The following is a 22,221-nucleotide window of genomic DNA, read 5'->3' on the forward strand; positions in this document are numbered from 1 at the left end:
GGCCGGGGCGCTTTCGTGGAGCACCGATCGCACCGCTGCCCGGCCGCCCCGGAGCCGCTCCCCGAGGATCAACCCGCTCGCGGTGTCGACGGCACGGCCGCCCGCCTCGGCGTGGGCGGCGAGGATGCGCGCACGTCTCCTCGGGCGCCCCGCCCGGCACCGCGGACCACGCCACCACCCGCCGCGTCGCCATGGTTACGTAACCCCATGACTGCGATCAGACTGCTCCTCGTCGACGACGACCCGCTGGTGCGGGCCGGGCTGTCCTTCATGTTGGGCGGCGCCGCCGACATCGAGATCGTCGGCGAGGCCGCCGACGGCAGCGAGGTCGAGGAACTCGTCGACCGGGTCCACCCGGACGTCGTCCTGATGGACATCCGCATGCCGTCGGTCGACGGGCTGACGGCGACGGAGCGGTTGCGCGCCCGCGGCGATGCAGGGCCGCAGATCGTCGTCCTCACCACCTTCCACGCCGACGAACAGGTGCTACGGGCCCTCCGCGCGGGCGCCGCCGGCTTCGTCCTCAAGGACACCCCGCCCGCCGAGATCCTCGACGCCGTACGCAAGGTCGCGGCCGGTGACCCCGTCCTCTCGCCGGCGGTCACCCGCCAGTTGATGGAGCACGCGGCGGGCACCGCCACCGACACCCGTCGGGCACGCGCGCGTGAGCGCGTCGCCGCCCTGGGGGACCGTGAACGCGAGGTCGCCGTGGCCGTCGGCCAGGGGCTCGCCAACGCCGAGATCGCCACCGGCCTCTTCATGAGCGTCGCCACCGTCAAGACCCACGTCTCCCGCATCCTGGCCAAGCTGGACCTCAACAACCGTGTGCAGATCGCCTTGTTGGCGTACGACGCGGGTCTGCTCGAAGAGGACGGGGAGGGCGGGCACTAGCCGGCGGCGCCGCGCGTTCTCAGTGAGCTGGGAGACCTCGGGGATCGTCCGGGAGGGGCAGGCATGACCGAAGTGGTCGATCTGGGGGAGTTCGGCGAGGAGTTCCGGCGGGACCCGTACCCGGTGTACGCCATGCTGCGGGAGCGGGGCCCGGTGCACCGCGTGCGGATGCCGGCGTCGGACCAGGGCCACGAGACCTGGCTGATCGTGGGGTACGAGGAGGCACGCTCGGCGCTCACCGACCCGCGGCTGGCCAAGGACGGCAACAGGATCGGGGTGACGTTCCTCGACGAGGAGCTGATCGGCAAGCACCTGCTGTCCACCGACCCACCGCAGCACACCCGGCTACGTGGCCTGATCAGCCGCTCGTTCACCGCACGCCGGGTCGAGGAACTGCGGCCGCGCGTCCAGCGGATCACCGACGACCTGCTCGACGCGATGCTGCCGGCCGGCCGCGCCGACCTGGTCGAGTCGTTCTCCTACCCGTTGCCGATCACCGTGATCTGCGAGCTGCTCGGTGTGCCCGAGATGGACCGCACGGAATTCCGCGAGCTGTCCATGGAGACCGTCGCGCCCACCGGCGCGGACGGCGGATACGACGCGATCGTGCGGCTCGCCCAGTATCTCCGCGACCTGATCGAGGACAAGCGCTGCGCCGGGCACAGTGGTGATCTCCTCAGTGACCTGATCCGCACCACCGCCGAGGACGGCGACCGGCTCTCCCCGCAGGAACTGCGGGGCATGGCGTTCATCCTGCTCATCGCCGGCCACGAGACGACCGTCAACCTCCTCACCAGCGGCGTCCACGCTCTGCTCACCCACCCCGACCAACTCGCCGCCCTGCGCGCCGACATGACCCTGCTCGACGGCGCGATCGAGGAGATGCTGCGCTACGAGGGACCGGTGGAGAACGCGACGTTCCGGTTCGCCGCGGAGCCCCTGGACGTCGCCGGCACCTTCATCGAGAAGGGTGAGTCGGTCAGGGTCTGCCTGAACGCCACCGACCACGACGCGGGCCGCTTTCCCACCCCGGACCGCTTCGACATCCGCCGCGACACCCGCGGCCACCTCGCCTTCGGCCACGGCATCCACTACTGCCTCGGCGCCCCCTTGGCCCGCCTCGAAGCACGCACCGCGATACGCACCCTGCTGGAGCGCGCCCCCGCCCTCACCCTGGACGGCCCGCCCGGCGACTGGCTTCCGGGCATGCTGATGCGCGGGATGCGGGCCTTGCCGGTGCGCTGGTAGAACGGCGGCACCGGGCAGTCGCCGTAGCCGTAGCCGTAGAAGTCGTAGCAGCCGCAATGTCGTGGACCCCGTAGGAGGCCCGCCCTCGTGACCGCAAGCGCCGAGTTCGCCGAATTCGACCTGACCATGGCTCGGAAGGCGCTGGAGAGTCAGCCCTTCAGCAGGTTGATCGGGGCACGGCTGAGTGCCTTCGGGGACGGTATCGCCACGCTGGAGATCGACATCAGGGAGGACCTCCAGCAGCAGAACGGGTTCGTGCACGGCGGAGTCCTCGCCTACGCCGCCGACAACGCGCTCACCTTCGCGGGCGGGACGGTGCTGGGCCCCGCGGTCCTCACCGGGGGCCTCACCATCCAGTACGTCCGCCCGGCCACCGGCCGAGTCCTGCGCGCCCACGCGGAGGTCGTGCAGGCCGGCCGCCGCCAGGCCGTCGTCCGCTGCGATGTCCTCACGGTCGCCGAGGACGGCACGGAGGCGCTCTGCGCGGTCGCCCAGGGGACGGTGCTGCCGGTCCGTACGTCCTGAGCGCCCCCTGGAAGGGACTGAGGAGGGATCACCGTCTACGACAGGACTGTTCAGCTGTAGGGGAGGGCGCCCGCGATCTCCGCCAGGCGGACCGGTCTGTGTTCGCGTCTGGACACTTCGCAGGCCTCGGCGATGCGCAGCGCCTGGAGGGCCTCGCGGCCGTCGCACGGGTTGGTGCGCTGGCCGACGACGACCTCGACGAAGGCGATCAACTCGGCCTCGTAGGCGGGCCCGAAGCGTTCCAGGAAGCCGGTCCACGGCTTCGTCGCGGCCGGTGGACCGCTCGGTTCGGTGGACGCGATCGGCGTGCGGTCGTCCAGGCCGACGACGACCTGGTCCAGCTCCCCGGCGAGCTCCATCCGGACGTCGTAGCCCGCCCCGTTCAGCCGGGCGGCCGTAGTCGTGGCCAGCGTGCCGTCGTCCAGCGTGAGGACCGCCGCGGCCGTGTCGATGTCACCGGCTTCGCGGAACATCGCGGGCCCGGCGTCCGAACCGGTCGCGTACACGTCGACGACCTCGTGCCCGGTCACCCAGCGCAGCATGTCGAAGTCGTGGATCAGGGTGTCGCGGTACAGCCCGCCGGAGATCGGCAGGTAGGCGGCCGGTGGAGGCGTCTGGTCGGAGGTCATCGCGCGGACCGTGTGCAGCCGTCCCAGCCGCCCCGAACGCACCGCTTCCCGGGCGCCCGTGTAGCCCGCGTCGAACCGGCGCTGGAAGCCCATCTGAAGGATCGTTCCCGCCGTCTCGACCTCGGCGATCGCCTGCAACGAGCCCGGCAGATCAAGGGCGATGGGCTTCTCGCAGAACACCGGGAGCCCGGAGCGCGCCGCCCTGCCGATTAATTCGGCGTGCGCCGAGGTCGCCGTGGTGATCACGACGGCGTCCACGCCCCACTTGAAGATCTCCTCCGTGCTCGGTGCCGCCGTTTCCCCCAGCCGGTTCGCCAGCTCCTGGGCCCGAACCGGGTCCACGTCCGTGAGGATCAGCGAACCGACCTCGCGATGACGGCTGAGCGTCCTGGCATGGATGGTCCCGATGCGGCCCGTACCGATGACTCCGATGCGCATGGGAACAAACTGAGGGCCGACCAGGCACGCTGTCAATGCGTATGTCCGGACAATCGAACTACATCACTTCCCGTCAACCATTCACACAGCTACGCTCGGGCCCGTGCCGAAACCAGATGTGGACCCGACCGTGCCGCTCGAGCTCAGCGTGGACCGGAGCAGCCCGGTGCCGTTGTACTTCCAGCTGTCCCAACAGCTGGAGGCCGCGATCGAACACGGCTCGCTCACCCCCGGCAGCCTGCTGGGCAACGAGATCGAACTGGCGGCCCGGCTCGGCCTGTCCCGGCCCACCGTCCGCCAGGCCATCCAGTCACTGGTCGACAAGGGCCTCCTGGTGCGCCGCCGGGGCGTCGGCACCCAGGTCGTGCACAGCCAGGTCAAACGCCCGCTGGAACTCAGCAGCCTCTTCGACGACCTGGAGGCGGCCGGACAGCGCCCCGCCACGAAGGTCCTCGTCAACAGCATCGTCCCGGCGTCCGCCGAGGTGGCGGCGGCACTCGGCGTGGCCGAGGACAGCGACGTACACCGCATCGACCGGTTGCGCCTCGCGCACGGCGAGCCGATGGCGTACCTGAGCAACCACCTGCCGCTCGGCCTCCTCAACTTGGACAGCGCACAGCTGGAGGCCACCGGCCTGTACCGGATGATGCGCACCGCCGGAATCACCCTGCACAGCGCCCGCCAGTCCATCGGCGCTCGCGGAGCCACCGCCGAGGAGGCCGAACGCCTCGCCGAGCCCGAGGGCGCCCCACTGCTCACCATGCAGCGCACCACGTTCGACGACACGGGGCGAGCGGTGGAATTCGGCAGTCATACCTACCGGCCGACGCGTTACTCGTTCGAGTTCCAGCTCCTGGTACGTCCCTGAGTACACCGGTTCGCCCACGCTGTTCGTCATAATGTCCGGACAATGCGAATGGGTTGGCGCTCAGTATCACGCCCCTTCTTTAGGGGCGCGGGGAACTGCGCGACCAGCCACGATGCACCCGCACTAGACAACGATCCGAACCCCCTTCACGCCCCCGGACAGCACCTAGAGTCACGGTGAGGCAGAATCGGGCCTGATGAGCACCTACGGCAACTTCAGCGCCCCTATAGGCTCCCGGCGTGCCCCCGCACTGAGGACGGTCGGCACCCGCGAGCGGAGGTCGCACCTCACGGCCCCCCGCGTGCCCACCGTCGGCATCGACATCGGCGGCACCAAGGTCATGGCGGGCGTCGTGGACGCCGACGGCAACATCCTGGAGAAGCTCCGCACGGAGACCCCGGACAAGTCCAAGAGCCCCAAGGTCGTCGAGGACACCATCGTCGAACTGGTCCTGGACCTCTCCGACCGGCACGACGTGCACGCGGTCGGCATCGGCGCGGCCGGCTGGGTCGACGCGGAGCGCAACCGGGTTCTGTTCGCCCCCCACCTGTCGTGGCGGAACGAGCCCCTCAGGGACCGCATCACGAGCAGGCTCTCCGTGCCGGTCCTGGTGGACAACGACGCGAACACCGCCGCGTGGGCGGAGTGGCGCTTCGGCGCCGGCCGCGGTGAGGACCACCTCGTCATGATCACGCTCGGCACCGGCATCGGCGGCGCGATCCTGGAGGACGGCCAGGTCAAGCGCGGCAAGTGGGGCGTCGCCGGCGAGTTCGGCCATATGCAGGTCGTGCCCGGCGGCCACCGCTGCGCGTGCGGCAACCGCGGCTGCTGGGAGCAGTACAGCTCGGGCAACGCCCTGGTCAGGGAGGCGCGGGAGCTGGCCGCTGCGGACTCCCCGGTGGCGTACGGGATCATCGAGCACGTCAAGGGCAACATCGGCGAGATCACCGGGCCGATGATCACCGAGCTGGCCCGCGAGGGCGACGCGATGTGCATCGAGCTGCTCCAGGACATCGGCCAGTGGCTCGGCGTCGGCATCGCCAACCTCGCCGCCGCCCTCGACCCGTCCTGCTTCGTGATCGGCGGCGGTGTCTCGGCCGCCGACGACCTGTTGATCGGCCCCGCGCGGGACGCGTTCAAGCGGCAGCTCACCGGCCGCGGTTACCGCCCCGAGGCCCGCATAGTGCGCGCTCAGCTCGGCCCCGAGGCCGGCATGGTCGGCGCCGCCGACCTCGCGCGACTGGTCGCCCGCCGCTTCCGGCGCGCCAAGCGCCGCCGGGTCGAGCGGTACGAGCGCTACGAGCGGTTCGCGGAGTTCCGGCGCGGCAGCCAGGACACGGCATGACCGCATCGCTGCCCCGCCAGGCCGTACCCCGGGACGAGGCGCCCCGACCACCCGAGGACCCCCGCCACAAGGCCCGCCGCCGAGCGATCACCCTGCTCATCATCGTGCTGCTCATCGGCGTACCGGCCGTCTATCTGGCGATCTCCGCCAACCAGAGCCGCAACAGCGGTAAGGACAAAGAGGACAAGTACTCGGCGACCGGGCTCACCGTGGGCTGGCCCTCCAAGGTGCAGCGACGCCTCTACCAGGTACCGGTCCCGCACCCGGCCGAAGAGGTCGCCTTCTACGAGACCAACAACTGGAAGACCAGCCGCCTCTACGTCCAGTTCCAGACCAGCGACGCGGGCCTGGACACCTTCCTCGCCGGCATAGACGTCGACCGGAACACGCTGAAGAAGAACGACATCACCATCAGCGCCCGCGACCAGAAGATCACCGGCTGGAAGTTCACCCGCCCCGGCCCCTGGTGGGGCGTCGTCAACAAGCAGAAGGACCCGGCCCCCACCCAGGACATCGTGGTGAACCTGTCCGACCCCAAGCTCCCCATGGTCTACGTCGTCTCCCGCACGGTTCCCTAGCGGGTGGCCCCGGCCGGTCGCCGGGGCCGATTGTCAGACCCCGCCCGTAGAGTCGAAGACAGCTGACACGACTGACGGGCGGGAGGTGACAGGACGTATGACGGACACGGTGCCGACGGAGCAGATCTCCGTACGACTGGCCGCGGTCTTCCTGCCGTCCCCCGTCGTCCCGCGCGAGGGCCGCATCGCCTTCTGGGACCCCGACGGCGAGCGCGCACTCCCTGAAGCGGAAGTGGGCGTGGAACAGACCGAGTTGACCGTCGTACGACGACAGGGCACCGCAGTCCGCCGCAGGTCCGCCCCCGCACTGACCCTGCCGATCGAAGCGGCCCTGCCGCTGCTCGTGCGCGCCCGCCGTGACCCTGCCGCCCACCCCGCCACGGCCTGCTGGGGCGCCGCCGCCCTGCACGCGCTACGGCTCGCGGCCCGCGGCCGACTGCTCCCCGGCCTCACCGCGACAGGCCACGACGCGTGGCGTGCGGGCCCCCTGGAGCCGGAGGACATCGCGCACGTCCGCGCGGTGGCGGCCGCCCTTCCGTACGAGGGCCACGCCGTCCCGCTGCCCGGCCCGGGCCCGCTGCGGCTGCCCGAGCCGGAAGCGCTGATGCGGTCCTTCCTGGACGCGGTCGCGGACACCCTGCCTCGCACCCCGGCCGCGCCGTACACCTCCGGGCTGCCCTTCGCGGCCCGCAAGCCGCAGCGCCTGCGCGACGCCCAGGACTGGGCCGCGGAGGTCGCCGCGGGCATGGACGCGGGCGTGCGGATCTCGCTCCGCCTGGACCTGTCGGCGTACGACCTGTTCGACGACGGCGGACGGGTGCGCAGCGCGGGCGCGGCGATCGTCCAGGTGCACAGCCTCGCCGACCCGACCCTCGTGGTCGACGCGGCGGCCCTGTGGGCGGGCACGGCGGACACCGCCTTCGGCCCCCGCGCACGCGTGGACGCCGCGTTGGCGGTACGGCGGGCCGCACGCGTCTGGCCCCCGCTGGACCGTCTCTCCGAGTTGGACGTGCCCGACGTACTGGCCCTGTCCGAGGAGGAGCTGGGTGACCTGCTCGGCGTGGCGGCCACCCGGCTCGCGGCGGCCGGGGTCGCCGTCCACTGGCCCCGGGACCTGGCACAGGACCTGACGGTGTCCGCCGTGGTCCGGTCGGCGCCGGGCTCCGCGACCGACGGCACCGGCTTCTTCGAGAGCGAGGAACTGCTCCAGTTCCGCTGGCAGTTGGCGCTCGGCGGCGACCCGCTCACCGAGGCCGAGATGGACATGCTGGCCGAGGCCCACCGTCCGGTCGTACGCCTGCGGGACCAGTGGGTGCTGGTCGACCCGGCTCTCGTCCGCAAGGCCCGCAAACGCGAACTCGGCCTGCTCGACCCGGTCGACGCGTTGTCCGTCGCGCTCACCGGCACGGCGGACGTCGACGGCGAGCGCGTGGAGGCCGTCCCGGTGGGCGCGTTGGCGACCCTGCGCGACCGCCTCACCGCAGGCATCCAGCCCGCGGAGCCACCCCCGGGCCTGGACGCCACCCTCCGGGACTACCAACTCCGGGGCCTGGCCTGGCTCGACCTCATGACCTCCCTGGGCCTGGGCGGCTGCCTGGCCGACGACATGGGCCTGGGCAAGACGATCACCCTCATCGCCCTCCACCTGCGCCGGGCCCACCACGCCCCCACCCTCGTGGTCTGCCCCGCCTCACTCCTGGGCAACTGGCAGCGGGAGATCACCCGCTTCGCCCCCGGAGTCCCCGTCCGCCGCTTCCACGGCACGGACCGCACCCTGGAGGACCTGACCGGCGGCTTCGTCCTCACGACGTACGGCACGATGCGCTCGGCGGCACCGACCCTCGCCCAGCAGCCGTGGGGCATGGTCGTCGCGGACGAGGCACAGCACGTCAAGAACCCGTACTCGGCGACGGCGAAGGCCCTGCGCACGATCCCGACCCCCGCGCGCGTGGCGCTGACCGGCACCCCGGTGGAGAACAACCTCTCCGAACTGTGGGCCCTGCTGGACTGGACGACCCCCGGACTCCTCGGCCCCCTGAAGTCCTTCCGCGCCCGGCACGCGCGCGCGGTGGAGAACGGCGAGGACGAGGAGGCAGTGACCCGCCTGGCCCGCTTGGTCCGCCCGTTCCTCCTGCGCCGCAAGAAGTCGGACCCGGGCATCGTCCCCGAACTGCCGCCCAAGACGGAGACGGACCACCCGGTCCCCCTCACCCGCGAACAGGCCTCGCTGTACGAGGCGGTGGTGCGGGAGTCGATGCTCGCGATCGAGACGACGGAGGGAATCGCCCGCCGGGGCCTGGTCCTGAAGCTCCTCACCTCCCTCAAACAGATCTGCGACCACCCGGCGCTGTACCTGAAGGAGGAGCACGCGGCAGCACAGGCGACCGGAGACCGCCTCGCCGCCCGCTCCGGCAAACTCGCCCTGCTGGACGAGCTGTTGGACACGCTGCTGTCCGAGGACGGTTCCGCGATCGTCTTCACGCAGTACGTCGGCATGGCCCGCCTGATCACCGCCCACCTGTCCGCCCGCGCGGTCCCGGTGGAGCTGCTCCACGGCGGCACACCGGTCCCGGAGCGGGAGCGCATGGTGGACCGCTTCCAGGCGGGCGCGACCCCGGTCCTGGTCCTCTCCCTGAAGGCGGCGGGCACCGGCCTGAACCTCACCCGCGCGGGCCACGTCGTCCACTTCGACCGCTGGTGGAACCCGGCGGTCGAGGAACAGGCCACCGACCGTGCCTACCGCATCGGCCAGACCCAGCCCGTCCAGGTCCACCGCCTCATCACCGAGGGCACGGTCGAGGACCGCATCGCCGAAATGCTCGAATCCAAGCGGGCGTTGGCGGACGCGATCCTCGGCTCCGGCGAGTCGTCGTTGACCGAGCTGTCGGACCGGGACCTGTCCGACCTGGTGTCGTTGCGGAGGCCGTCGTGACGGGGGGTACGGGACGGGGTGCGGAGGCGGGGCGCGGCGCCAAGGGGGTTCGTCGTGTTGCTGCGGCCGCCGAGGGAGCTGAGATGGCGGCGCCGGTGGAGGACGAGCAGGGGGTGGACGTGGCGTCGGCCGGTGAAGGGGCGGAGGCGTTGCGGGGGTCGGCGGGTAGCGCGGCGGGGGTGAAGCGGCGCCCGGCGGGGGAGGCGTCGCAGACCTCGGCGGCAGAAGTGACGGAGGTGGAGCGGCGCTTCGGGGGCGAGGGGCTGCGGGGCTCGGCGGATGAATCGCCGGAGGTGCAGGGGCATTTGGTGGGGGAGATGCCGCGGGGGCTGGCGGAGGACATGGCTGAAGTGCTGCGGGAGCTGGCGGTGAAGGGGGCGCGGGGCCAGGGGGCCGAAGCGTCGGTGGCAGAAGTGGCGAAGGTGGAGCGGTACTTGGGGGTCGAGGGGCTGCCGGGCTCGGCGGACGAGACACCGGAGATGCAACGACACCCTGCGGTGACGGCGTCGCAGGACCCGGCGGGCGAAACGGCGGGCGTGCGGCGACCCTCAGCGGTGGAGGCGTCGCAGAGCCCAGTGGACGAGACGCCGGAGGCGCAGCCGCACCCTGCGGTGACGGCGTCGCAGGACCCGGCGGGCGAAACGGCGGGCGTGCGGCGACCCTCAGCGGTGGAGGCGTCGCAGAGCCCAGTGGACGAGACGCCGGAGGCGCAGCCGCACCCTGCGGTGACGGCGTCGCAGGACCCGGCGGGCGAAACGGCGGGCGTGCGGCGACCCCCAGCGGTGGAGGCGTCGCAGAGCCCAGTGGACGAGACGCCGGAGGCGCAACGCCCGCCGCTGGAGGAGCGCCCCGCAGACGCCGTGCGGCGGGCGTTGCAGGCGGTGCGAAAGCGTGGGAGTCAAGGTGCTGACGCGGAAGTCGCCGGGCCCTCGGAGTCTTCTCGCGCACCGGGGTCTTCTCGCCCACCGGGCGTGGACCGCGCGGCAGGTGACAAGGCCGCGGAGCCCCAGTCCCGGCCAGGTGACGCGGCACGGGCGGCGCTCCGCCGAGCCGTCGCCGAGCGGCGCGCCGCCGGCGCTTCCGGGGAAGACGCCCTGACACCGGGAGACGGCTCGGCCAAGGACGCGGCGGCAGCGACCAGCCCGGGAGGCGGCGCCGGAGCAGGAACAGCGGACCCGGTGCGGTCCGGGGCGGCCGTTCCGGACGCCGGAGTCGGTGAAGTCGGTGACGCGGTGCGGTCCGGGGATGCAACGGGGGACGGGTCGGCCACCCTTCAGGACTCGGCGTCCGTTCAGGAACCGGCGTCCCTTCAGGACTCGGCGTCCGTTCAGGAACCGGAGACTGCCCAGGAACCGGCGACCGTCGCCGACGGCGGTTCGGCACGGCCCGCCGATGCCGCGCGTGAGGCGTTGCGGGCGGCTCGTGGTGCGGCGCGGAAGGCTCGGGACGATGTCGGGGCCGGGGGAGCGGAGTCGGTACCTCGGGCGGGGTCTCGTGCGAGTGGCGGTTCCGGGGCCGGAGGGCGAAGCGGTGTGCGTGGGCGTACCGGTGAGGTCGGGGCCCGTGACCTACGGGACTTCCTCGCGGGAGCCTTTCGGCTGCCGGCCGATGTGATGCTGCCGGCCGATGAGACAGCGCCCGCAGAGGAGACCACACCGGACAACGACCGCTCCACACCGGGGAGTTCACAGGCCAAGGCGTTCACCCCGGCGCCCCCTCGCACACCCGCCCGCACACCCGACCCCACCGAACACCCGTCACAACCGTCGGCCACCCCACCCGAGCCGGCCCCCGTCGATCCGACCTTGCTCCCCTTCCTCGCCCCTGACCTCGACACCGTCCCCGCAACCCCCCGAACCTCCACCTCCATGGCCTCCCCCTCCCGCGACAGCGACCTCCGCCGCACCTTCCCCGCCTTCTCACCCCGCCCCTCGGACAGAGACGGCGACGGCGACGGCAATGGAGAGGGCGCCCCCCATTTCGCCGAGACCTGGTGGGGCAACGCCTGGGTCACCGCGTTGGAAGAAGGTGCCCTGGATCCCAAGCGGCTGCTGCGGGGCCGGAGTTACGCGGAGAAGGGGCACGTCGACGCGATCACCGTGACGCCGGGGCTCGTGCTCGGGTACGTGCAGGGCAGCCGCGCGCGCCCGTACCGCGTGCAGGTGCGGTTGCGGACGCTGGACGACGCCGACTGGGAGCGATTCCTGGACGCCGCCGCCGACCGCCCCGGGGACATCGCCGCGCTGCTCGACAAGGAGATGCCCAAGTCCCTTGCGGAGAGCGGAGTTCCGTTGCTGCCGGGGCCCGGCGACCTCGCCCCGCAGTGCAGTTGCCCCGACTCCGGTCACCCCTGCAAGCACGCCGCCGCCCTCTGCTACCAGACCGCCCGCCTCCTCGACGCCGACCCCTTCGTCCTGCTCCTGCTCCGCGGCCGGGGCGAACGCCCGCTGCTCGACGCCCTGTCCCGCCGTAACGCCACCCGCGCGGCCCGCGCCGCCCAGGAGCAGGAACCGGCGCCCCTCCCCGGCGTAAGGGCCACGGACGTCCTTGCGGAGCAGGGGGAGCGCCGACTCCCTCCGCTCCCACCGCCGTTGCCCATGCCCGCGCACCCCGAGCAGCCTCCCGCCTACCCGGCGGCGCCCGGCGGCCCGGACCCCTTCGCGCTCGACCAGTTGGCGACCGACGCCGCCACCCGCGCGCACGCGCTGCTCAGCACCGGCCGGGACCCGGTGGGGGGCCTGACGCTGTGGCAGGACGCGGTACGGCTCGCCGCGGCCCGCCCCGGTTCGGGGCTGACCGTCACCACCCGCTCCCTCTACGCCTCCCTCGCCAAGGCCACCGGACGCGGCACGCCCGAGCTGGCCCGCGCGGTCGCCGCCTGGCGGCAGGGTGGCATCGAGGGGCTCGCGGTGCTCGAAGAGCCCTGGGACCCGCCGGCCGGCCGCTTCGACCGGGCCCGCCCGCTCCTCCTCGCCGCCGACCTCCCCGCCTTCCGCCCCTGGCACAACCACCTCACCCACCCCCACGGCCACGTCCAACTCCGCCTGGGCCGCGACGGCTTGTGGTACGCCTACGAATCGGAACCGGGCGACGAGGACTGGTGGCCCAGAGGCACCCCCGACCTCGACCCGGTCGGCGCGCTCACGGGCCTGGGCGCGCCGAGCGAACTCTGAGCCGCCGAGCACCTCGGAGTGGCCTTCGACACAGCCCCACCGGGGTCACCTGTCGCACCCGTCCACGACTCCCCGGTCCCACCCCTGTCCCGTGAAGGCGATGTGAGGGTTCCCCACTGATGTGTGGGAGCCAGGTGGGGAGACCGGGGGCCCCACAGCCGGGTCGTAAGAAACGGCGGTTACGTTGGGGCGGTGAGCGACATGAAGACCCTTCCCCTCCAGTACCGCTTCGACGGCCCCGAAGACGCGCCCGTTCTCATCCTGGGCCCGTCCCTCGGGACGACCTGGCACATGTTCGATCGCCAGGTGCCCGAGCTGGCGAAGCAGTGGCGGGTCTTCCGGTACGACCTGCCGGGCCACGGCGGCTCGCCCGCGCACCCGACCGGCTCGGTCTCCGACCTGGCCGACCGGCTGCTGGCCACGCTCGACGCCCTCGGCGTGCAGCGCTTCGGCTACGCGGGCTGCGCGCTCGGCGGCGCGGTCGGTCTCGAACTGGTCCTGCGCCACCCGGAGCGCGTGGCCTCGCTGGCGCTGATCGCCGCCTCGCCCCGCTTCGGCACGGCGGACGAGTTCCGCCAGCGCGGGGTGATCGTGCGCACCAACGGGCTCGACCCCATCGCCCGCACCTCGCCCGACCGCTGGTTCACCAGCGGGTTCGCCGCCTCGCAGCCCGCGATCACCGAGTGGGCCGTCCAGATGGTGCGTACCACCGACCCCGGCTGCTACATCGCCGCGTGCGAGGCGCTGGCCGCGTTCGACGTACGGTCCGAACTCGCCCGGATCGGCGTGCCGACCCTCGTCCTCGTCGGCTCGGACGACCAGGTCACCGGCCCGGCCGAGGCCCGCACCCTGGTCGCCGGCATCCCCGACGCCCGCCTCGCGGTCGTACCCGGCGCCTCGCACCTGGTCCCGGTCGAGCAGCCCGCCGCCGTCACCGACCTCCTCGTCCGGCACTTCTCCACCGCCTGGCAGCCCGCCTACGAGCACTCCACCGGGCAGTTCGCCATCGCGGCGACCCCGGTCAAACCGGTCCTCGCCCCGCCGCCGCAGCTCGTGCCGATCGCCGAGATCGCGCCGCCGCCCGCCGCACCGCCGCAGGGCGCGGGCCGTCCGGATCCCTACGACGCCGGGATCAAGGTCCGCCGCGAGGTGCTCGGCGACGCGCATGTCGACCGGGCGCTGGCGCAGGCCGACGAGTTCTCCGGGGACTTCCAGGAGTTCATCACCCGGTACGCGTGGGGCGAGATCTGGGACCGCCCCGGCCTCGACCGGCGTTCGCGCAGCTGTGTCACCCTCACCGCGCTGGTCGCGGGCGGACACCTGGACGAGCTGGCCTTCCACACCCGCGCGGCGCTGCGCAACGGCCTCACCCCGGTCGAGATCAAGGAGGTCCTCCTCCAGACGGCCGTGTACTGCGGAGTACCGGCGGCGAACAGCGCCTTCAAGGTGGCCCAACAGGTCATCCGCGAGGAGACGACCCCCACGGAGTGATCTCCGGACCGGCACGGAGTGATCTTCAGGCCGGTACTGAAAGCACCAGTCTCAGCTGCCCGCCCAGAGCCGGGCAGCGGCAGGATGGACCCATGACGCTCACCAAGCTCACCAAGAAGTCGCACGCCTGCATCCGTCTGGAGAAGGACGGCCGGACCCTCGTCATCGACCCGGGCGCCTTCACCGAGGAGGACGCCACGGTGGGCGCGGACGCGATCCTGGTCACCCACGAGCACGCCGACCACTTCAACGAGGACCGCCTGCGGGCCGGCCTGGAGGCCAACCCGGCCGCCGAGATCTGGACGCTGAAGTCGGTCGCGGACCAGCTCTCCGCCGCCTTCCCGGGCCGCGTGCACACGGTCGGCCACGGCGACACCTTCACGGCGGCGGGCTTCGACGTCCAGGTGCACGGCGAACTGCACGCCGTGATCCACCCGGACATCCCGCGCATCACCAACATCGGCTTCCTCGTCGACGACGGCCGCGTCTTCCACCCGGGCGACGCCCTCACCGTCCCCGACCACACCGTAGAGACGCTGCTGCTCCCGGTCATGGCCCCCTGGAGCAAGATCTCCGAGGTCATCGACTACGTCCGCGAGGTCAAGCCGCAGCGCGCCTACGACATCCACGACGCCCTGCTCACCGACCTCGCCCGCCCGATCTACGACATGCAGATCGGCGCGCTCGGCGGCGCGGAGCACCTGCGGCTGGCACCCGGCGAGGCGGCGGACCTGTGAGTGTCAGACCCGCCCGGTAGGTTGTGAGGCATGCGCATCGCGACCTGGAACGTGAACTCGATCACCGCCCGTCTGCCGAGGCTCCTGGCCTGGCTGGAGAGCAGCGGCACCGACGTGTTGTGCCTCCAGGAGGCCAAGCTGGCCGAGGCGCAGTTCCCGTTCGACGAGCTGCGCGCGGCGGGCTACGAGGCGGCGGTCAACGCGACCGGGCGGTGGAACGGGGTGGCGGTGCTCTCCCGCGTAGGCCTCGACGAGGTGGTCAAGGGCTTCCCCGGAGACCCCGGTTACGACGGCGTCCAGGAGCCCCGCGCCGTCGCGGCGACCTGCGGCCCGGTCCGCGTCTGGTCGGTGTACGTGCCGAACGGCCGCGAGGTGGACCACCCCCACTACGCGTACAAGCTCCAGTGGTTCGAGGCGCTCAAGGCGGCCGTCGCGGACGATGCGCAGGGCAGCCGGCCGTTCGCGGTGCTCGGTGACTACAACGTGGCGCCGACGGACGACGATGTCTTCGACGTCGCCGCCTTCGAGGGCCTCACCCACGTCACCCCGGCCGAGCGCGCCGCTCTGGCCGCCCTGCGCGACGCGGGCCTGTCCGACGTGGTCCCGCGCCCCCTCAAGTACGACCACCCGTACACCTACTGGGACTATCGCCAGCTCGCCTTCCCGAAGAACCGCGGCATGCGCATCGACCTGGTCTACGGCAACGAGCCGTTCGCGAAGGCCGTCACCGACTCCTACGTCGACCGCGAGGAGCGCAAGGGCAAGGGCGCCTCGGACCACGCGCCGGTGGTCGTGGACCTGGACGTCTGACCCGCCCGCCGCTCAGCGCAGGGTCGCGAACCACCGCACCACGGCGGGTGGTTCCGGCCCGCTGGGAGCCGAGGTGGCGGGAGCCGCCGTAGTCCGGAGTGCCCAGGCGCCGTCCTCGTCGCCCCTCGACTCGGCGGCCACCATCCGGCCAACCCGCCCTCGGCAGAAGGGCGTTCCCCCTCCCGCGACCGGGTACTGACACGCCACCGGCGACGCCCTGTGGTGCGTACGGCGGTGCGAATGACACGCTGGACGGATGAACATCCCTTTCCTGGGCGACCGGGGCGAGAAGCACCGTAATCACGACCCCGAGGGCATCGCCGAGCTGCTGTCCGAGTGCCAACTGCTCCGCGCCCTCGCGGCCCGGGAAGGCATCCAACTCGACGACTCCGTAAGCTCGTTGGAGGCGCTCGATCAACTGGTGCCGCGCTGGCGGGACGACGAGGAGACCCTGTCCTGGCTCGGCAACGACGCCGGTCTGTATCTGGGGACCGTGATCGTGCGCAGCGTGCCGGGCGCCGCCTGGGAGATCTGGGAGAGCGGCCAGCCCGTCGTACGGCTCGACTCCGGGCGCGAGTTCGACGTCGTGGCCTCCGGTCATGAGTGGGCGGCCAGCGGTGTGCCCGAGCTCTCGCAGGTGTACGCCGAGGTCGCCGAAGAGTAAGAGCGGTGTAAATACGGCTAATGCCCGAAAAGTGCGTGTCGTGCGTTAACTCCACTCTTGTGTCGATAGTTTGCGGCGACCACGACACAGCTGAGAGTGAGTAGGGCTGGGCATGGCCGTCGATCCGTTGATCGAACTGCGTGACGTCAACAAGTACTACGGGGAGCTGCATGTCCTCCAGGACATCAACCTCACTGTCGGCAAGGGGGAGGTGGTCGTGGTCATCGGCCCTTCGGGGTCGGGAAAGTCGACGCTGTGCCGGGCGATCAACCGGCTGGAGACCATCGAGTCCGGGACGATCGAACTCGACGGGCAGCCGCTGCCCGAGGAGGGCAAGGCCCTCGCGAAGCTCCGCGCCGAAGTCGGCATGGTCTTCCAGTCCTTCAACCTGTTCGCCCACAAGACGGTCCTCCAGAACGTCTCGCTGGCCCAGGTGAGAGTCCGTAAGCGCAAGCGCGAGGACGCCGACAAGCGGTCGCTCGAACTCCTGGACCGCGTGGGACTCGCCGCCCAGGCGCCCAAGTTCCCCGCGCAGCTCTCCGGCGGCCAGCAGCAGCGCGTGGCCATCGCCCGCGCCCTCGCCATGGAACCCAAGGCGCTCCTCTTCGACGAGCCGACCTCGGCCCTCGACCCGGAGATGATCAACGAGGTCCTCGAGGTCATGCGCCAACTCGCCCACGACGGCATGACGATGGTCGTCGTCACCCACGAGATGGGCTTCGCCCGCTCCGCCGCCAACCGCGTCGTGTTCATGGCCGACGGCCGCATCATCGAGGACCGCACCCCCGAGGAGTTCTTCACCAACCCGCGCACCGACCGGGCCAAGGACTTCCTGTCCAAGATCCTCAAGCACTGAGCGGGGGAGTGCGATTCATGTCCCGTACGACCCGTGTGTCGTTCGCCGTCGTCATGCTCGCCGTGCTGCTCGCGAGCGCCTGCGGCAAGGAGGGCAGCCCGCCCGCCAAGGGACCGGCCGCCGAGAAACTCCCCAACTACCAAGTCGCGCAAGGCTTTCAGCTCCCCGACTCCAAGACCTGGGAACGGGCCAAGAAGCGCGGCCACTTCGCCGTCGGCGCCAAGGAGGACCAGCCCTACCTCGGCGAGAAGGACCCGGCGACGGGCACCTACTCCGGCTTCGACATCGAGATCGCCAAGATGATGTCGGCCTCCCTCGGCTTCGCCCCGAAGACCATCCGCTTCAGGACGATCGCCTCCGCCAACCGCGAAACCGCCCTGCAGAACGGTCAGATCGACTACTACGTCGGCACCTACACCATCAACGACATGCGCAAGAAGCTCGTCGGTTTCGCCGGCCCCTACTACATGGCCGGCCAGTCGCTCCTCGTCCGCACCGACGAGAACGACATCCACGGCCCGCAAGACCTCGCCGGCAAGCGCGTCTGCTCGGCGGCCGGCTCCACGCCGTACCAGCGCATCAAGGACGACTATCCGAAGGCCCAACTCGTCGCCTACGACACGTACTCGGTCTGTGTCGACAACCTGCTCACCTATCAGGTCGACGCCGTCACCACCGACGACGCGATCCTCATCGGCTACGCGGCGAAGGTCCCCGACCAACTCAAGGTCGTCGGCAAGCCCTTCTCGAAGGAGCCGTACGGCATCGGAGTCCCGCACGGCGACAACGCCCTGCGGTTCGCCCTCGACGACGCGTTGGAGGCCCGTGAGAAGAACGGCGACTGGAAGAAGGCGTACGAGGCGACGCTCGGCCTGTCCGGAGTGCCCGCGCCCACCCCGCCCGCGATCGACCGCTACCCGGCGAGCTGAGGGAGGCAGACGTGAACGTACTGACAGACAACTTCTCGACCTTCGCCGACGGCTTCCTCGGCACCGTCGAACTGACCGTCTACGCCTCGGTGTTGGCGCTCGTCCTCGGTTTCCTGATGGCCTCCTTCCGGGTCGCCCCGGTCGGCTCGCTGCGGGTCTTCGGGACGGCGTGGGTGACCGTGCTGCGCAACACCCCGCTGACCCTGCTGTTCTTCGCGGTGCTGCTCGGCCTGCCGCGCTTCGGACTCGTGCTGCCCTTCAAGGTGTTCGCGGTCCTCGCGCTCGGCTGCTACACCTCGGCGTTCATCTGCGAGGCGCTGCGCGCCGGCATCAACACCGTGCCCAAGGGGCAGGGGGAGGCGGCCCGCAGCCTCGGCATGTCCTTCGGGCAGAGCCTCGGCCTGGTCGTCCTGCCGCAGGCGTTCCGCTCGGTGATCCCGCCGGTCGGCTCCACCCTCATCGCCCTCGCCAAGAACTCGGCGATCGCCGGCGCGTTCAGCGTCACCGAACTCCTCGGCACCTACCGGACGTTGAGCGAACTCGGCTACAACATCGTCTGGACGTTCGTCTGGATCGCCGTCGGCTACCTGATCATCACCCTCGCCATCAGCGCGCTGTTCAACGCGCTGGAGAGGAAGTGGGGAGTCGCCCGATGACCACCGCCAACGCCCTCTACGACGTCCCCGGCCCCAAGACCCGCAAACGGCACCGCCTTTACGGCATCGCGTCCACGGTCGTCATCCTCGCGCTGCTCGGCTGGATCCTCTATCTCCTGTTCGACACCGACCAGTTCACCTACACGAAGTGGATGCCCTTCGAGTACAAGGGAATTCAGGAACTGCTGCTGCGCGGCCTCGGCAACACGCTCAAGGCCTTCGGGCTGGCGGCCGTACTGTCACTGGCACTTGGCACCCTGCTCGCCGTGGGACGCCTCTCGGACCACCGGCCCGTGCGCTGGCTGTCCACGGTCGTCGTGGAGTTCTTTCGCGCCATGCCCGTCCTGGTGATGATCTTCTTCATCTTCGTGGCGCTCAAGGTCCAGCCGCTGCCCGCACTCGTCGCGGGCCTGACGCTCTACAACGGCTCGGTGCTCGCCGAGGTCTTCCGCTCCGGCGTCAACAGCGTCGAACGCGGCCAGCGGGAAGCCGCGTTCGCGCTCGGCATGCGCAAGGTCCACGTCATGTCGTACGTCCTCGTGCCGCAGGCCGTACGGGCTATGCTGCCCGCGATCATCAGCCAGTTGGTGGTCGCGCTGAAGGACACCTCGCTGGGCTATCTGATCACCTATGAGGAGTTTCTCCATGCCGGGAAGCTGATCGCCTCGAACCTCGACTACGATTTGCCGTTCATCCCCGTGGTGATGGTGATCTCGCCGATCTACATCGGGATGTGCATGTTGCTCTCGTGGTTCGCCGGATGGGTGTCCCGTCGGGAGCAGCGCAGTCCCAAGACCGGGGCCGTGGATGTGGCCCCGGCGGAACCAGGGACGCTGCTGCCGCGGGTGCAGTAGTCGAGAGGGCACTTGCCCGGCCGGCAGCAGCCGGAGATCACTGCTCGCGGAGCGGGATCGACACGTACGACGGGTCGTTCGCCGGCGAGGAGAAGGTCAGCTGCGCGCCGGACGGGTTGTGCTCGATGTAGAGCGGGTCGACCGTGTCGACGACCAGGGCGAGATGATGCCCTGCCGGGACGTCGTAGGCCGTGGAGAACAACTCCAGGTCCACACCGAACGGCTGGCCGGGCTGCTGCCCGTGCCAGGTGTACGGCGCGTTGCTGACCAGCTTGCCGAGGCCGAGCGGGCCCACGTCGTAGAGGTACGCGACGAGGGTGCCGCTCTCCTTGGTGTCCGTGACCGTGGTGTGCAACTTCACCGTGCCGCGCACCTGTTGGGCGCTCGCGTACTGGCCCGACTGCCATACGGCGGCCCAACGGCGCGGGAGCAGCGGGACGTACGCGACCGGGGGCACCTGGGCGACCTGGTCGAGGATGCTGGACAGGAAGACGATCCCACCGTCCGCGCCCGAGTCGACGTTGGTGTGGATGGTGGTCGTGCCCGCGAGGTCGATCTTCTTCCGGGTCGCGCCGACCGACTTCCAGTCCGGATAGCCTTCGTAGCCGCCTGCGGATCGGGACTTGAGCTCCACGGGTTGCTCGCGGTCGATGCCGTTGTCCGCGCCCTTGAGGTAGTGGTCGAGCCAGCGCTCGGTGTCCGTCCACACGTCGTTGGGCAGCCCGAGCAGTCCGGTCAGCTCGGCGGTGGCGTGGTCGCCGGGGCGGAGTTCGAGCCGCTTGGGGCCGGTCAACTTCCCGTAGAAGTCGGCGATTTGGTTGGGCGGGAAGATCGTGTCGCCCCAGGCGTTGGCGAGCATGATCGCCGCGCCGTTCTTGTTGATCTGGTCGACGTAGGTCGAAGCCGAACGCACCTTCCCCCAGTTGATCATCTCCTGTTCCTTGGACAGGTCGGAGGCGAAGAAGTCCTTGAAGACCTGGCTCGTCTCCGCGCTCGGTCGGCCGGTCACGAGACCCACGCCGTCCAGCAGGGCGGTCGCCTGGGAGTGTTCGGTACGGCCCGAGTAGATCGAGTCGATCAGGTCCGCCCAGCCGCTCAGGGAGGCAACTGCCTTGATCCGCTTGTCGTGCGCGGCAGCGAGCAGACTGATTCCGGCGCCGTACGACACGCCCGCCATGCCGATGTGCCCCGCGTCGGACGGGGTGTTGGCGAGCGCCCAGTCGATCACCTTGGACGCGTCGGCCACGTCCTTCGGGCCCGCCACCTCTATCCCGCCGCCGGACTGCCAGAAGCCGCGGACGTTGTAACTCACCACGACGTAACCGGAGTTCGCGAGCTTCTCGGCCTGGGCCAGGTACTGGACCTGAGGGAAACCCCAGGCCGTGGGCATGACGAGCAGCGGGTAGCTGTGCGAGCCGTCCGCGCCCGCGGGCGTGACGACGTTCGCCGCGAGCTTCGTACCGCCGTCGCCGGTGATGTCGACGAAGCGGACGCCGTTCGTGGCGGCCTGGGCCGCGGGTGCGAGCCCGAGGACGCCTCCGGCGATCAGGGTCGCGGAGACGGCGCCCACGGCGGTCGTACGCAGGGCCTGGCGATGGGTTCGCACGGGTCACTCCTCACACGTGTCAATGCAAAGTGACCCGACGGTAACCGGGATTCCCTACCTTGGGTAACCCACCAGTAAGTTACGTGCCAGTAAAGATTGTTGACGTGTGGGCGAACTCAGGTGGCGCGGTGTGAACTGCGTGGAGCCGGTGCAGGCAGCGGGGTCTCCGCGGCCCGAGTCACGTCCGCGACCAGCTCCACCACATCCGGGCCGTACGCCTGCGAGTTGACCACCTTCAGCAGCAGGACGAAGGTGTTGCCGCCGTGTTTGCGGGCCAACTTCTCATGGTTGCGGGCGAGATAGCGGGACGCCGCCTGGTTGGTGATCGCGCGCTGGCCGCAGAAGAGGAACACCGGCCGCGCGCCACCCAGTTGGCCGGCGGTGAGGCGGGCGAGGAGGACGTACTCGCCCTTGCCGGGCTCAAGTCGGTAGCGCTCGCTGCCTATTTGGAACGCGCCCCGGTCCGGACCCGGTTCCGGGTCGACGTTGACGCGGATGCCGGGGAGCAGGGACGCCAGGTGCGCGGCCATGCGGCGGTTGGAGGACGGGCCGCCCACGCAGAACTCGGTGCGTTCGCCGAAGCTCTGCTGGGCCGCGTCGTGCGCGACGACCTGGGCGTGCGCGTTGCAGTCCTTGATCAGGGCGGCGAGTTCGAGGAGCGCGAACACGTCGTGCCGCATCACCGAGAGTTCGGCGCCGCCCGCCTCGCGGTTCACCACGAGCAGCGACTCGGAGTTGTCGGGCAGCCCGAAGAACGCCTGCTTGCGCCGGAGTTTGCGCCGCCACAGATAGGTGCGGGCGAGCCAGCCGAGCGCGGCGCTGATGCCGGCGGCGGCCACGCCCAGAACGATGTTGCGCACGTCGTCATTCATGGGCGCGCATGTTAGCGGCCCGACGTGGCTGGTACGTACCGGTGTTCGACGTATGGCACTCGTGTGACAGTGGCGTGAGGTGGTCTGTTGAGGTCATGGCAATGTGGCTACGCTGCGCG

Annotated in this window: 19 protein-coding genes; 16 read left to right on the plus strand and 3 right to left on the minus strand. The window is 70.9% G+C overall.

The window, feature by feature from the left end; translation table 11 throughout:
- Nucleotides 1-207 precede the first annotated feature (207 nt).
- The 3 genes from OG588_RS40475 (at nt 208) to OG588_RS40485 (ending at nt 2,664) form a co-directional block, all read left to right on the plus strand.
- Nucleotides 208-891, plus strand: coding sequence for a response regulator (locus OG588_RS40475; RefSeq protein ID WP_405951580.1), 684 nt, complete (start codon nt 208-210; stop codon nt 889-891).
- A 63-nt stretch (nt 892-954) separates the two neighbouring features.
- Nucleotides 955-2,139: a cytochrome P450 gene (locus OG588_RS40480; RefSeq protein ID WP_405951581.1), complete on the plus strand. Its 1,185-nt coding sequence runs from the start codon at nt 955-957 to the stop codon at nt 2,137-2,139.
- A gap of 126 nt (nt 2,140-2,265) precedes the next feature.
- Complete coding sequence (locus OG588_RS40485; protein ID WP_405953329.1) at nt 2,266-2,664, plus strand: PaaI family thioesterase; 399 nt, start codon at nt 2,266-2,268, stop codon at nt 2,662-2,664.
- Between the two features lie 50 nt (nt 2,665-2,714).
- Here OG588_RS40485 and OG588_RS40490 read toward each other — a convergent pair whose 3' ends face one another.
- Nucleotides 2,715-3,731, minus strand: a complete 1,017-nt coding sequence (locus OG588_RS40490) for a Gfo/Idh/MocA family oxidoreductase (RefSeq protein ID WP_405951582.1) — start codon at nt 3,729-3,731, stop codon at nt 2,715-2,717.
- Nucleotides 3,732-3,861: 130 nt separating this feature from the next.
- Between OG588_RS40490 and OG588_RS40495 the strand changes: the two genes are divergently transcribed.
- From OG588_RS40495 to OG588_RS40555, 13 genes are all read left to right on the plus strand, one after another.
- On the plus strand, nt 3,862-4,599 hold the full coding sequence (locus OG588_RS40495; RefSeq protein ID WP_366095077.1) for a GntR family transcriptional regulator: 738 nt from the start codon (nt 3,862-3,864) through the stop codon (nt 4,597-4,599).
- Nucleotides 4,600-4,795: 196 nt separating this feature from the next.
- The gene (locus OG588_RS40500; RefSeq protein WP_026151184.1) at nt 4,796-5,944 is read left to right on the plus strand and encodes an ROK family glucokinase; all 1,149 of its coding nucleotides are present in this window, start codon (nt 4,796-4,798) and stop codon (nt 5,942-5,944) included.
- Nucleotides 5,941-6,522 (plus strand): sugar kinase, encoded by a 582-nt coding sequence (locus OG588_RS40505; RefSeq protein WP_405951583.1) that lies wholly within the window; start codon nt 5,941-5,943, stop codon nt 6,520-6,522. The genes OG588_RS40500 and OG588_RS40505 overlap by 4 nt, the downstream gene beginning before the upstream one ends.
- Before the next feature lie 97 nt (nt 6,523-6,619).
- Nucleotides 6,620-9,454, plus strand: coding sequence for a DEAD/DEAH box helicase (locus OG588_RS40510; protein ID WP_405951584.1), 2,835 nt, complete (start codon nt 6,620-6,622; stop codon nt 9,452-9,454).
- 1,094 nt (nt 9,455-10,548) lie between these two features.
- The gene (locus tag OG588_RS40515) at nt 10,549-12,627 is read left to right on the plus strand and encodes an SWIM zinc finger family protein (RefSeq protein WP_405953330.1); all 2,079 of its coding nucleotides are present in this window, start codon (nt 10,549-10,551) and stop codon (nt 12,625-12,627) included.
- Nucleotides 12,628-12,828: 201 nt separating this feature from the next.
- The gene (gene pcaC / locus OG588_RS40520; RefSeq protein ID WP_405953331.1) at nt 12,829-14,118 is read left to right on the plus strand and encodes a 4-carboxymuconolactone decarboxylase; all 1,290 of its coding nucleotides are present in this window, start codon (nt 12,829-12,831) and stop codon (nt 14,116-14,118) included.
- Between the two features lie 92 nt (nt 14,119-14,210).
- Complete coding sequence (locus OG588_RS40525; RefSeq protein WP_405951585.1) at nt 14,211-14,855, plus strand: MBL fold metallo-hydrolase; 645 nt, start codon at nt 14,211-14,213, stop codon at nt 14,853-14,855.
- Nucleotides 14,856-14,885: 30 nt separating this feature from the next.
- Nucleotides 14,886-15,665: an exodeoxyribonuclease III gene (locus OG588_RS40530; RefSeq protein WP_405951586.1), complete on the plus strand. Its 780-nt coding sequence runs from the start codon at nt 14,886-14,888 to the stop codon at nt 15,663-15,665.
- A 256-nt stretch (nt 15,666-15,921) separates the two neighbouring features.
- A complete protein-coding gene (locus tag OG588_RS40535; RefSeq protein ID WP_405951587.1) occupies nt 15,922-16,329 on the plus strand; it encodes a DUF6278 family protein in 408 nt (135 codons plus the stop codon).
- Between the two features lie 112 nt (nt 16,330-16,441).
- A complete protein-coding gene (locus tag OG588_RS40540; protein ID WP_405951588.1) occupies nt 16,442-17,185 on the plus strand; it encodes an amino acid ABC transporter ATP-binding protein in 744 nt (247 codons plus the stop codon).
- 17 nt (nt 17,186-17,202) lie between these two features.
- Nucleotides 17,203-18,114: a glutamate ABC transporter substrate-binding protein gene (locus tag OG588_RS40545; RefSeq protein ID WP_405951589.1), complete on the plus strand. Its 912-nt coding sequence runs from the start codon at nt 17,203-17,205 to the stop codon at nt 18,112-18,114.
- Nucleotides 18,115-18,125: 11 nt separating this feature from the next.
- Entirely contained in the window at nt 18,126-18,770 is a 645-nt protein-coding gene (locus tag OG588_RS40550; protein WP_405951590.1) for an amino acid ABC transporter permease, read from the plus strand.
- Complete coding sequence (locus OG588_RS40555) at nt 18,767-19,624, plus strand: amino acid ABC transporter permease (RefSeq protein WP_369190832.1); 858 nt, start codon at nt 18,767-18,769, stop codon at nt 19,622-19,624. The genes OG588_RS40550 and OG588_RS40555 overlap by 4 nt, the downstream gene beginning before the upstream one ends.
- A gap of 37 nt (nt 19,625-19,661) precedes the next feature.
- Here OG588_RS40555 and OG588_RS40560 read toward each other — a convergent pair whose 3' ends face one another.
- Together OG588_RS40560 and OG588_RS40565 are read right to left on the minus strand one after the other, a co-directional pair.
- On the minus strand, nt 19,662-21,230 hold the full coding sequence (locus tag OG588_RS40560) for an alpha/beta fold hydrolase (RefSeq protein WP_405951591.1): 1,569 nt from the start codon (nt 21,228-21,230) through the stop codon (nt 19,662-19,664).
- Between the two features lie 116 nt (nt 21,231-21,346).
- Entirely contained in the window at nt 21,347-22,102 is a 756-nt protein-coding gene (locus tag OG588_RS40565) for a hypothetical protein (RefSeq protein ID WP_405951592.1), read from the minus strand.
- Nucleotides 22,103-22,221: the final 119 nt, after the last annotated feature.

The organism is Streptomyces prunicolor, assembly GCF_045162825.1.
GTDB lineage: Bacteria > Actinomycetota > Actinomycetes > Streptomycetales > Streptomycetaceae > Streptomyces > Streptomyces prunicolor.